10 protein-coding genes are annotated in these 11922 nt (G+C 63.3%); 3 read left to right on the top strand and 7 right to left on the bottom strand.

Translation table 11 applies throughout. From position 1 onward, the window contains the following. Positions 1-60 precede the first annotated feature (60 nt). Together WMO64_RS13660 and WMO64_RS13655 are read left to right on the top strand one after the other, a co-directional pair. Positions 61-6822: an S-layer homology domain-containing protein gene (locus WMO64_RS13660; RefSeq protein ID WP_349232317.1), complete on the top strand. Its 6762-nt coding sequence runs from the start codon at positions 61-63 to the stop codon at positions 6820-6822. Positions 6823-6913: 91 nt separating this feature from the next. Next, positions 6914-8107 (top strand): YibE/F family protein, encoded by a 1194-nt coding sequence (locus WMO64_RS13655; protein WP_349232316.1) that lies wholly within the window; start codon positions 6914-6916, stop codon positions 8105-8107. 253 nt (positions 8108-8360) lie between these two features. Here WMO64_RS13655 and rnc read toward each other — a convergent pair whose 3' ends face one another. From rnc to WMO64_RS13620, 7 genes are all read right to left on the bottom strand, one after another. After that, positions 8361-9032, bottom strand: a complete 672-nt coding sequence (gene rnc, locus WMO64_RS13650) for a ribonuclease III (protein WP_294521124.1) — start codon at positions 9030-9032, stop codon at positions 8361-8363. A 62-nt stretch (positions 9033-9094) separates the two neighbouring features. Then, positions 9095-9331 carry an acyl carrier protein gene (acpP, locus tag WMO64_RS13645; protein ID WP_294521125.1) on the bottom strand — a complete coding sequence of 79 codons (237 nt, stop codon included), beginning with the start codon at positions 9329-9331 and terminating at the stop codon, positions 9095-9097. 171 nt (positions 9332-9502) lie between these two features. Further along, positions 9503-10543: a phosphate acyltransferase PlsX gene (gene plsX / locus WMO64_RS13640; protein WP_294521126.1), complete on the bottom strand. Its 1041-nt coding sequence runs from the start codon at positions 10541-10543 to the stop codon at positions 9503-9505. 27 nt (positions 10544-10570) lie between these two features. Further along, positions 10571-10813: a helix-turn-helix domain-containing protein gene (locus WMO64_RS13635; protein WP_294521131.1), complete on the bottom strand. Its 243-nt coding sequence runs from the start codon at positions 10811-10813 to the stop codon at positions 10571-10573. A 4-nt stretch (positions 10814-10817) separates the two neighbouring features. Beyond that, on the bottom strand, positions 10818-11063 hold the full coding sequence (locus WMO64_RS13630) for a helix-turn-helix domain-containing protein (protein WP_349232331.1): 246 nt from the start codon (positions 11061-11063) through the stop codon (positions 10818-10820). Next, entirely contained in the window at positions 11056-11313 is a 258-nt protein-coding gene (locus WMO64_RS13625; protein WP_349232315.1) for a helix-turn-helix domain-containing protein, read from the bottom strand. Before WMO64_RS13625 ends, WMO64_RS13630 begins: the two co-directional genes overlap by 8 nt. Before the next feature lie 31 nt (positions 11314-11344). Continuing rightward, entirely contained in the window at positions 11345-11596 is a 252-nt protein-coding gene (locus WMO64_RS13620; protein ID WP_349232314.1) for a helix-turn-helix domain-containing protein, read from the bottom strand. Positions 11597-11665: 69 nt separating this feature from the next. On the opposite strand from WMO64_RS13620, the gene WMO64_RS13615 reads away from it, so the two are divergent. Further along, positions 11666-11920, top strand: coding sequence for a DUF6809 family protein (locus WMO64_RS13615; RefSeq protein WP_294521129.1), 255 nt, complete (start codon positions 11666-11668; stop codon positions 11918-11920). Positions 11921-11922 lie beyond the last annotated feature (2 nt).

The raw sequence follows: 11922 nt of genomic DNA, 5'->3' as shown, positions 1-11922 counted from the left end.
CAGAAATATACACCTGCCGCCATCCGCACAGCCATGCGGACGAGAGAAAGGATGGAGATCATGAAACGACAGCTCCGCAAGAACCTTGCCCTGCTCCTATCCCTCGCAATGTTGTTCACCTTTTTCCCAACCGCCGCTTCCGCCGCCGGGGAGAACGGGGTGTACACCCAAGTCACTGAACTCGATGCCCTGACCAGCGGGCAGTATGTCTTGGTTGCAGACACCTCTTCCGGCGCAAAAGCGCTCGGGACAAACATCGGCAGTAAAATTGACGGAACTGATGTCACCATTACTGCGGATGGTCTGTCCTCCAGCAGCAGCATTCCGTCCTGGACTGTAACCGTATCTGATGGAGCTGCCACCTTCTACAATGGCAGCGACTATCTGGGATACGGCACCAGCGGAACCAATTTTACAAAGCCTGATACGGCGTATGACTGGAATGTCACATCCAATCCCGATGGGACGTTCCGCTTTACCGCCTCCAGCGCCGGAACCCGTGCCATTGCGTGGCAGGATCAGGGCGGACGCTTCGGCGCTTACGCCACTTCCAATACCAGCGGATATGTGTTCGACCTTCTGGTATTCAAGGCCGTTGGCGAGGGCGGCACCACTGAGCCCGGCGGGGACCCCGAGCCCCAGCCCTCCGTAAGCCCTATCGCGGACGGCGATCAGGTGGTCATCTATAATCCCGCCTACAACAAGGCCCTGTCCACCACCTACAGCGGCTTCTACAACAGCGGCGTCGACGTCTCCCTCAGCGGCGACACCCTCAGCGGCTATACGGATGCCGAGGTGTGGACGGTCATCGACAACGGCGACGGCACCTGGTCCTTCTCCTACGGCGGCCAGAAGCTGGGTATGGACACTGATTTCACCAGCATGCCTCTGGGCGGCGTCAACGATAAATGGGTGCTGGAGGACGCGGGCAACGGTCTCTGGTACATCAAGAACACCGTCCGGGAAGCCTACATCGAGTGGTACGACTCCAACAGCAACTGGAGCGCCTACTACAACATCAATGCCGGCAGCGAGAGCCTGTTTGCCCAGGCCTTCTACAAGGTTTCCGGCGACACCCCCGACCCCGAGGAGCCCGAGACCATCTCCATCGCGGATGCTCTGGCCGCCGCGGACGGCACCGAGAACCTGACGGTCAAGGGCGTGGTCACCCTCATCGACGGCAAGAACGTCTACCTTCAGGACAGCACCGGCGGCATCTGCGCCTACCTGTCCGCCAGCCCCACCGACCTCTCCCTGGGTGACACCGTCATCGCCACCGGCAAGCGGGACACCTACAGCGGCCTGCCTGAGCTGGCCGGCGCCACCTATGAGAAGTCCTCCGGGCTGACCCTGACCCCGGCTGCCAAGACCATCGGGGAGCTGACCACCGCCGACATCTGCACCTATGTGACCCTCCGCAACGTGGAGGTCACACAAGTCGATGATAACAATGGTGCTTACTCCAAACCCAACATCACCGTGAAGGACAGCAGCGGCAGCACCATCCAGCTCTACAAGGCCGTGGTGGGCGAGAAGAATGAGGATGGCACCTGGCCCGTCAAGGTGGGCGACGTCATCACCATCACCGGCGCGGTGGGCGTGTACAACACCACCCTCCAGCTGCGCAACACCCTGGCCAGCGAGATCGACCTGGACGGCAGCGCCTCTTCCGGCCCCATCGCCCACGGCGACCAGGTGGTCATCTACGCCCCCGCCTACGGCATGGCCCTGTCCGGCACCTACAACGGCTTCTATAACAACGGCACCGCCGTTACGCTGAAGGACGGTATCCTGTCCGGCTTCACCGCCGCCGACGTGTGGACCGTGGCCGACAACGGCGACGACACCTGGTCCTTCTCCTATGATGGAAAGAACATCGGCATGGGCGACTCCTTCTCCAGCATGCCCCTGGGCGAGAAGAACGACAAGTGGGTGCTGGAGGATGCCGGAAACGGCCTCTGGTACATCAAGAACACCGTCCGCAACTCCTACATGGAGTGGTATGCGGAGAAGAACAACTGGAGTTCCTACGGTAAAATCTCCGCTGGCAGCGAGGGCATGTTCGCCCTGGCCTTCTACAAGGTCACCAAAATGCCCGAGGAGCCCAGCGGCGACCTGCCCGAGGCCGGCGCTCAGGTGGTGCTCTACAACGAGGGCGCCAAGGGCGTGCTGGCCGGCGGCGACGGCAACGAGACCAGCCCCTCCATCAACAACGCCGCCGCCACTGTGACTGACGGCGCGGCCACCCCCGCCAACGGCGCCCGGGTCTTCACCGTGGAGGTCAACGGCGAGTGGTTCCGCTTCAAGACCGCGGACGGCTACCTCTGCTCCAACGGCACCGGCAACAACGCCTTCTACTCCGTCGAGGCCACCGAGGACGCCGACTGGAAGCTGACCGCCTTCAACGGCGGCTTCAACATGGAGAGCCGCACCGCCAAGTTCAACGGCAAGTACTCCCAGTACCTGGAGTACTACGGCGGCTCCTACAAGACCTACAGCCTGTACAACGACAGCGACAAGGACATCTACACCTTCAACTTCTACCCCGTGGCTGAGGGCGTCACCGTCACCGACAGCGTGGTCAACATGCCCGCCGTCACCTTCGGCACCCTGCCCGACGCCTATGTGGGCCAGGCCTACACTGTCAGCTTCACCGTGGACGCCGTCTTCGGCGTCAAGGACGTCTCCGCCAAGTACGGCAGCACCACCGCCGAGCTGACCAACGACAACGGCACCTGGTCCTTCACCATCCCCGCCGCCGCCATGACCGCCGGCGAGCTGGAGATCACCGTCACCGGCACCGACAGCAAGGACGTGGCCTTTACCGGCTCCACCACCCTTGAGGTCAAGGACGAGCCCTACATCACCTCTGTCTTCCCCGCCGCCAGCGCACAGACCGGCGACGAGAAGCAGCCCGAGATTGGCTTCACCTTCGGCAACGCGGGCGAGAACCCCACCATTGCCATGACGGTCAACGACGCCTCCGTGGACCTGACCGTGGCCGACGGCAAGGCCTCCTACACCCCCGCCGAGGCCATGGCCGACGGCAAGGTCACCGTCACCGCCATCGTCTCCCGCACCGACGGCAAGTCCGTCTCCCGTACCTGGTCCTTTACCATCGGCGTGGCCCAGTTCCAGCTCTACTTCGGCCAGCTCCACTCCCACACCGCCGAGTACTCCGACGGCGCGGGTACCCTCCAGGAGGGCCTGAACTATGTGGCCAACCTGCCCGAGGACGCCAACGTGGACTTCGTGGCCTTCACCGACCACTCCAACTACTTTGACGCCTCCGGCGCAGCCAACCCCGAGGCCGCCCTCTACGACGTCAGCCAGATGACCGAAGCCAGCGCCGAGAAGTGGAGCGCCTACACCGGCGCGGTGGCCGACTTCAACGCCGCCCACAAGGGCGAGCTGGTGGCCCTGGCCGGCTTCGAGATGACCTGGTCCGGCGGCCCCGGCCATATCAACACCTTCAACACCCCCGGCATCGTCTCCCGCAACAACGCCACCCTCAACAACAAGACCGGCGACGCGGGCATGAAGGCCTACTACGCGCTGCTGAGCAACTCGGCCCTCACCGCCTCCATCAGCCAGTTCAACCACCCCGGCTCCACCTTCGGCACCTTCTCCGACTTCGCCTACTACGATCCCGTCATCGACACCCGGATGTACCTGGTGGAAGTGGGCAACGGCGAGGGCGCCATCGGCGCCGGCGGCTACTACCCCAGCTATGAGTACTACATCATGGCCCTGGACAAGGGCTGGCACGTGGCCCCCACCAACAACCAGGACAACCACAAGGGCAAGTGGGGCAACGCCAACGACGCCCGCGATGTCATCCTCACCGACGACTTCTCCCAGGAGGGCATCTACGAGGCCATCCGCAACTACCGGGTCTACGCCACCGAGGACAAGAACCTGGAGATTAACTACACCCTCAACGGCCAGATGATGGGCTCCATCATCGAGGAAGTGCCCGAGAACGTGACCATCAACGTGTCCCTCTACGACCCCGATACTTCCGACACCACCACCAAGGTGGAAGTGGTGGTCAACTCCGGCTCCGTGGCCTACACCTGGGACAACCCCACTGAGCTGGCCTCCGGCGAGCTGGAGTGCACCATCCCCGCCAGCTACAGCTACTACTTCATCCGCGTCACCCAGGGCGACGGCAACCTGGCCGTCACCGCCCCCGTGTGGGTGGGCGAGACCCTGAAGCTGGGCATCTCCTCCGTGGAGTGCGGCACCTCTACCCCCGTCACCAGCGAGGCCCTCACCCTCACCACCACCCTCTTCAACAGCGAGAGCGATCCCGCCACCGTCAAGTCCCTCACCTACTCCGTGGGCGACCAGGTCCTGGGCACCGACACCAAGGGCTATGAGCTCCCCGCCTCCGGCACCCTGGCCGTGGACTGGAGCTACATCCCCGACATGGCCCGCGTGATGACCATCACCGTCACCGTGCTCCTGGAGAAGGGCGGCATTGAGTACACCTACTCCAAGGACGTGACCCTGGACATCCTGGACGCCAGCCAGCTGGTGTACATCGGCATCGACGCCTCCCACTACAACGAGTACGTGGCCGGCAACTACAAGGACTCCATGGGCAACTTCGGCAACCTGGCCGCCGGCTACTCGGTGCGTACCGTGGAGCTCAAGACCAGCGAGGACCTGATCGCCGCATGCGAGAACAAGGACAACAAGTATGTGGCCATGATCCTCACCGCCCCCTCCCGCCGCCTGGTGGACGCCCAGAACGACCCCAGAACCTACTCCGACGCCGAGCTGGAGGCCCTCGCCGCCTTCAACGCCGCCGGCGGTACGGTGATCGTGGCCGGCTGGTCCGACTACTACGAGAACTACCCCGTCATCACCGGCAACCCCGACATCGTCCACATGGCAGCCACCCAGAACGCCATTCTGGAGGCCCTGGGCTCCTCCCTGCGCATCGCGGACGACACCGCCTCCGACGACACCCTCAATGGCGGCGACTCCAACCGCCGGCTCTACCTGTCCACCTACAACTGGGACAACTTCCTGATGGACGGCGTGGAGTTTGACCCCGAGTACCCCAACAACAACCTCTACTCCCAGCTGTACAGCCACTACGGCGGCGCTACCGTGTACGCTGTGGACGCTGACGGCAACGCCACCTCCGATCTGCCCGCCACCGTCTCCCCCGTGGTCTACGGACACGCCACCACCTACTCCAAGGACAACGACAACGACGGCCTGGGCGGCAGCTCCGTTCCCGAGTACGCCGTGGCCGAGGGCGACGACCGCCTGATGGTGCTGGCCACCGAGGACCTGGGCGGTGACAAGGGCCTGATCGTGGTCTCCGGCGCGGCCTTCATGTCCAACTTCGAGGTCCAGGCCACCATCGGCGACTCCGGCTCCGAGAAGAACTACTCCAACTACAACATCTGTGAGAACCTGGTTTCCTACCTCAACCCCCTGACCATCACCGATATCGCCGACGTGCAGGCCCAGCCCCTGGAGGGCATCAAGTACGTCATCGAGGGTGTGGTCACCTCCAACGCCTCCGGCTATGACAAGGATACCGCCTTCTTCGACTGTATCTACGTCCAGGACGGCACCGCCGGTATCAACGCCTTCCCCGTGGCCGGCAACTACAAGATCGGCGACAAGGTGCGCATCACCGGCACCACCTCCTCCTACCAGGGCGAGCGGCAGATCAGCGTGACCTCCATCGAGAAGATCGGCGAGGGCACCGTGGAGCCCAAGCTCATCACCACCCAGGAGGCCGCCCAGTCCAAGTACCTGGGCAGCCTGGTCCAGATCAAGGGCGTGGTGGTCAGCTTCGCCGAGGCCGAGGGCCTGGTCCAGACCATCATGGTCCGGGATGAGACCGGCTACGACGCCCGGGTGTTCATCGACGGCTACATCACCAGCAGCAAGGCCATCGAAAACCTGGCCGTGGGCCACGAGATCACCGTCACCGGCCTGGCCTCCTACGACAACACCTTTGACGGTCCCGCCCCCCGCATCCGTATCCGCGACCGGGCCGACATCGTCTGTGGCACCGAAGTGGTGGACATCCCGCCCGAGCACGTGGAGTACTATCCCCCCTACACGCCGCCCACGCAGGATGACGACGTGGTCATCATCGACGAGAACGGCGTGCCCCTCACGCCCGTGCCCCCCGCCGACGCCGGCGCCTACACGGTAGCCGTCCAGGTGGACAAGGACGGACACTACACCATCGTCCCCATCGCGGTGGTGGAGAACGGCAAGATCCTCTCCCTGGGCGACTCCAGCATGCTCCAGCTCATCGACAACACCAAGGTCTTTGTGGACGTGGCCGCGTCCCTGTGGTACTCCCCCGCTGTGGCCTTTGTCAGCGCCCGTGAGCTCCTTCTGGGCACCGGCGGCGGCTACTTCGCCCCCAACGCCACCGTCACCGGCGGCGAACTGGTCACCGTCCTGTGGCGTCTGGCCGGCTGCCCCGCCGTGGAGGGCCAGGTGGGTACCCAGTGGTACGCCGAGGCCGCCCAGTGGGCCGCCTCCCTCTCCATCGTCTCCGACGGCTTTGACGGCAGCCAGACCGCCAGCCGCGCCGACGTGGCCAAGGCCCTGTACGCCATGGCCGGTGTCCTTGAGGCTGACACAACTCTCACCGGCTCCCTGAACTTCACGGACGCCGCCTCCATCCCGGAGGACGCCATGGACGCCTTCCTCTACTGCCAGCAGAGCGGCATCATCACCGGCAGACCCGGCGGCCTGGCCGCCCCCGGCGCGTCCCTCACCCGCGGTGAGCTCTCCGCCATGGTCCAGCGCTTCATCCTGGCACTGCTCAAGTAACAATCCGGCACCCAAGACAGCCTTACGGGGCCGCCCTCACGGGCGGCCCCGTAACACATCTCCCACACACTGACGACAAGGCAGGGATTCTATGAAAAAACAGGACAGTTCCCCCAGAAAGCTCCGGCTCCCCCACCTCACCGCCGGAAGGATCGCCTCCATCGCGGCCTCCCTTCTGGTCCTGGCCCTGCTGGTGGGTTTGGGCATCTACCTCAACGCCCCGAAGCCGGGCGACATCCCCACCAGCACCAGCCAGATGATCTTCGCCGTGGCCCGGGTCAACGACGTGCTGATGGACAACGCCCAGGCCGACGACTGGTCGGAGGGCCGCAGGCTGGGCACCCAGCTGCTGGAGCTGGAGATCTGCTCCGGGGAGCACAAGGGGGAATTCCTGGAGGCCTACAACTACCTCAACGCCTACACCAACCTGGACGCCAAAGAGAACACCCGTCTCATCGTCCAGCTGGGCTACGATGACAGCGGCGCGCTCTACGTGGTGAACATCTTCAACTACGACCGCTGGCAGGTGGTGGGCGCTTTTGTCCTGGTCTTTGCCCTTGTCATGGTCCTGGTGGGCGGCTGGAAGGGAGTCAAGGCCCTGCTGGGCCTGCTCTTCACCCTGGCCTGCGTCTGGTTCCTGCTCCTGCCCATGATGCTCCAGGGGGTGCCGCCCATCCCTGCCACAGTGGCCATCATCGCCCTCACCTCCGCCGCGTCCCTGCTGCTGCTGGACGGCCCCACCCTCAAGACCCTGTGCGCCACCCTGGGCTGCGTGGGCGGCGTGGCGGTTGCCGGTATCTCCGCCGCCGTTGTGGGCACCCTGACGCCCCTCAACGGCTTCAACACCGAGAACGCCGAGGCCCTGGTGCTCCGGGCCGCTGACGGCGGTCTGGAGATCAGCGGGCTGCTGGTGTGCGGTATCCTCATCTCCTCCATGGGCGCGGTGATGGACGTGGCCATGGCCATCGCCTCCTCCCTCCACGAGCTGCACACCCACAACCCCGAGCTCTCCCCCCTGGGCCTGTTCCGCTCCGGCATGAACATCGGCCGGGACGCCATGGGCACTATGGCCAACACCCTGATCCTGGCCTTTGCCGGCTCCTCCCTGAACACCCTGCTCCTCTTCCAGGTCTATGACTACCCCATCATGCAGCTGCTCAACAGCGACCTGATGAGCCTGGAGCTGCTCCAGGGCGTGGCCGGGTCCATGGGTATCATCCTCACCGTCCCCATTGTGGCGGCCCTCAGCGGCTATATCATGGGGCGGAAGCGGAAGCAGAACTGACTGGCATAACAGCAGCGGGCGCACCGGAAGATCCGGTGCGCCCGCTTGTCTGTGTCTATTCAGCCCTTCAGCTTGCAGATGGCCGCCTTGGCCGCCACCTGCGCCCAGGCGGCATAGCCGCCCGGACGCTTATTTCTTTTTTCATCTGGCAGGGCGCATTTCCGCCCTGCCATCAAGGCCCCGGCTGCGCCGGGCCTTGGACGCCGCACAGCGGCGGCTCGCTCCCGCTCGCAGCCGAGCAGATGGCGGCCGCTTACCCCTTCAGCTTGCCGATGGCAGCCTTGGCCGCCATCTGCTCCGCTTCCTTCTTGCTGCGGCCCTCGCCGGCCCCCACAGGGGCGCCGTTGAGCTCCACCTCCACCTGGAAGCGCTTGGCGTGGTCCGGGCCGGTGGAGCCCACCAGCCGGTAGGCCAGCACCTGGCCGCTCTCCCGCTGGACCAGCTCCTGGAGCGCGGTCTTGTAGTCCCGGCTGCCGCTCTTCTCCTCTTCCCGGTCCAGAATGAACCGCTGGATGATCTTCCGGGCAGAGCCGATGCCGCCGTCCAGGTAGACCGCCGCCAGCACGGCCTCCACCGCGTCGGCCACGATAGAGGGGCGCTCCCGGCCGCCGCCGGCGTCCTCACCCTTGCCCAGCTTCAGGTAGGCGCCCAGCTCCAGCTGCTGCGCCACCTCCACCAGACTGCCCTCACACACCAGGGCCGCCCGGGTACGGGTCAGATCTCCCTCCGGCAGGTCCGGATGGACCCGGTAGAGGTAGTCGGCCGTCACCATGCCCAGCACCGAATCCCCCAGAAACTCCAGCCGCTCGTTGCTCTGCGCGCCGGTATGCTTGTTCTCATTGGCGTAAGAGCTGTGGGTCAGAGCGTTCTCCAGCAGGGCCCGGTTCTGAAAGGTATAGCCCAGCTTCTCCTCCAGCTTCTCCATGTGTTTCCCTCCCAGTAAAAATCAAAGCCCCGCACCCGGCGGGGCTTTGATCTCGTTGCGTTTTATTCCTCGACCTTGCCCTGGAGATAGTGCACCAGATCGCCCACCGTCTTGATGGTGGCCACGTCCTCCTCACTCATCTCCTCGATGCCGAACTCCTCCTCCAGGCCCATGGAAAGCTCCACGAGATCCACGGAATCGGCGCCCAGATCGTCCTCAAAGGAAGTGTCCATGGTGATGCTCTCAGGCTCTACGCTGAACTGTTCAGCCAGCAGTTCGGTCAGCTTGTCGAAAATCATAGCTATCTACTCCCAGTTATTTAATTGCCGCGCGCGGCATCTCTTGCACTAAAATAATAGGCACATTCCGCCAGCGTGTCAATAGCATTTGCAAATTTTTATGCCTGGAGCAAGATTACAAAACATTCTTCCCGTTTTTGTCCGTCAGGATTCAGACATGTGTCCCGTGCCTCACTGGGCGTCGGCCTTGTGCATGACGGGCAGGCGCATGTACTCCACGTTCTCGGTGATGTCGTCGATGATGCCGGAAGAGGCGAACTGCATGGCCTGACGGATGGCGTTGCGGATGGCGTAGGCGTCGGAGGAGCCGTGGGCCTTGATGACCGGCTTGGAGATACCCACCAGGGCGGTGCCGCCCACCTCACGGGAGTCCATCATCCGCTTGAAGTCCTTGATGCCGTCCTTCACCAGCAGGGCGGCCAGCTTGGTGGTGACGCTCTTCATGAACATCTTCTTCAGCTCGCCGGCCAGGAAGCTGCCCGCGCCCTCCATGGTCTTGAGGAAGATATTGCCCGAGTAGCCGTCGGTGACGATCACGTCCACCGCGCCCAGCACGGCCTCCTTGCCCTCCACGTTGCCGGCAAAGTGGATGCGGCCCTCAGCGTCCGCCTTCTTCAGCAGCTTCCAGGTCTCACGCTGGAGGTCGGTGCCCTTGGACTCCTCGGCGCCGATGTTCAGCAGGCCCACCCGGGGCTCGGGGCGGCCCATGACCCGCTCGGCGTAGTAGGAGCCCATGAAGGCGAACTGGAGCAGATACTCGGGGGTGCACTCGGCGGTGGCGCCGCAGTCGATGAGCAGGGCGCCCCCCTTGGCGGTGGGCACCACGGGGCACATGGCCGCCCGGCGGATGCCCTTCACCCGCTTGACCAGCAGGGTGGCACCGGAGAGCAGGGCGCCGGTGCTGCCGGCGGACACAAAGGCGTCCCCCTTCCCCTCCTTGAGCAGGTTCAGGCCCACGGTGAGGGAGGAGTCCTTCTTCTCCTTGAAGGCGGTGGCGGGGTTGTCGCAGATCTCCACCACCTCGGAGGCATGGGCGATCTCCATGCCCGCGGGCAGCTCCTTGATGCCGTCCTCGGCCAGGACGGCCAGGATGTCCTCCCCGCGGCCCACCAGGATCACCTGGGCCCCCAGCTCCTTCACCGCCCGCAGGGCGCCTCTGACGTTGGAGGCCGGGGCGTTGTCGCCGCCCATGGCGTCTACGATGATTTTCATGTTGATTCCTCCCAAAAACTGTTTTCTTTATCTGTCCTCACGCAGAGGCCGCCGCTCATCGGTCAGGCCCAGCAGATAGTCGGCGGAGACGTTGTAGTGCTGGCAGATGACCACCAGCTTTTCCAGCGTTGTCATCCTCGTTCCCTTTTCCATCTCGCTGATTTGGTTGACGCTGACATCCAGCAGTTCCGCCAGCACCTTCTGGGGCTGGCCGGTCTGCTTGCGCAGTTCTCTCATTCTCTGAGGGAAAATTTCTTTTGTCCTGCCCATCACACTACAAAGCCTCGCCCTTACGCAGAGGCCGCCGCTCGTCGGTCAGGCCCAGCAGATAGTCAGCAGAGACATTGTAGTGCTCACAGAGCATGGCCAGCTTGGCAAATGTGGACGCCTTGCGCCCATTCTCCATCTCGCCAATCTGGTTCTGCTTTACGCCAAGAAAATCAGCCAAATCTCTCTGCGTCTCTTTTTTCTCGTTCCGCAGCTCCCGCAGGCGTGCGCCAAATACTTCCCTATTATACATCACGATTCACTGGCTCTTCCCCATTCAGCGGTCTGGGACAGTCCGTCAATCCAAGGAGATAGTCGGCTGTAACATTGTAGTGACGGCAGATCAGTGCTATCTTTTCTGCCGTTGTTGTCTTTCGACCGTTCTCCATTTCGCTGACTCCGGTTTTTCCAATTCCAATGACTGCCCCCAGCGCCTCCTGATTCTCTCCGGCGCTCTTGCGCAGCGTTTGCAGCCGTTGTGAAAAAATATCCTTAAACTCCATGCGTCCTCCTGACAGGCATACCGTCAGAGCATCACGCTTCGGGCTTTTCTTTCTCATCCAGAGGCTGCCGCTTGTCGCTCAGGCCCAACAGATAGTCAGAGGAGACGTTATAGTGCTGGCAGAGCAGCACCAAGCGTTCAAAAGAAGTGGTCTTTCTTCCTCGCTCCATCTCGCTAATCTGATTCACACTTACGCCCAGCAAGTCCGCCAGCACAGGCTGTGCCTCTTTTCGTTCCTGGCGCAGCCCACGCAGCCGCGATGCAAATATTTCCCTTCGGAACATAGCTTCACCCCTTGACACCTAATCTTTAAAATGATATCCTAATCTCAACTTAAAGGTGAGGTCTTGCTTATGACTGACTTACTGGAAGAACTCTTTGAATCAGAGCTGACGCGCAACAGGCTGGAGTTCAGCCGTGCGCCCGAAGCGGACCAGCGTCAGCAGGCCCTTGACGCCTGTTACAGCCGCATCCACGCCGCCCTGGGTCTGGAATTTCTGGACCGCCTCAACGACCTGGAGGCCGAAGCCGCCTACCACGAACGGCTGGTCTGCTTCCGCCACGGCTTCCGTCTGGCCCTGCGGCTGGTGCTGGAGGCGGGCGGCTGACC

Source organism: Pseudoflavonifractor intestinihominis (genome assembly GCF_040096055.1).
Taxonomy (GTDB): Bacteria; Bacillota; Clostridia; order Oscillospirales; family Oscillospiraceae; genus Pseudoflavonifractor; species Pseudoflavonifractor intestinihominis.
Note: the sequence above shows the minus strand (reverse complement) of the source record. Positions and strands in the feature narration are given on the sequence as shown.

Bases quoted from the DNA above. Each gene is read 5' to 3' on its own strand.
- plsX (WP_294521126.1), bottom strand. From the start codon at position 10,543: ATGAAAATCATCGTAGACGCCATGGGCGGCGACAACGCCCCGGCCTCC.
- WMO64_RS13655 (WP_349232316.1), top strand. From the start codon at position 6,914: ATGAAAAAACAGGACAGTTCCCCCAGAAAGCTCCGGCTCCCCCACCTC.
- WMO64_RS13625 (WP_349232315.1), bottom strand. From the start codon at position 11,313: ATGGAGTTTAAGGATATTTTTTCACAACGGCTGCAAACGCTGCGCAAG.
- WMO64_RS13620 (WP_349232314.1), bottom strand. From the start codon at position 11,596: ATGTTCCGAAGGGAAATATTTGCATCGCGGCTGCGTGGGCTGCGCCAG.
- WMO64_RS13660 (WP_349232317.1), top strand. From the start codon at position 61: ATGAAACGACAGCTCCGCAAGAACCTTGCCCTGCTCCTATCCCTCGCA.
- WMO64_RS13635 (WP_294521131.1), bottom strand. From the start codon at position 10,813: ATGGGCAGGACAAAAGAAATTTTCCCTCAGAGAATGAGAGAACTGCGC.
- rnc (WP_294521124.1), bottom strand. From the start codon at position 9,032: ATGGAGAAGCTGGAGGAGAAGCTGGGCTATACCTTTCAGAACCGGGCC.
- WMO64_RS13630 (WP_349232331.1), bottom strand. From the start codon at position 11,063: ATGTATAATAGGGAAGTATTTGGCGCACGCCTGCGGGAGCTGCGGAAC.
- WMO64_RS13615 (WP_294521129.1), top strand. From the start codon at position 11,666: ATGACTGACTTACTGGAAGAACTCTTTGAATCAGAGCTGACGCGCAAC.
- acpP (WP_294521125.1), bottom strand. From the start codon at position 9,331: ATGATTTTCGACAAGCTGACCGAACTGCTGGCTGAACAGTTCAGCGTA.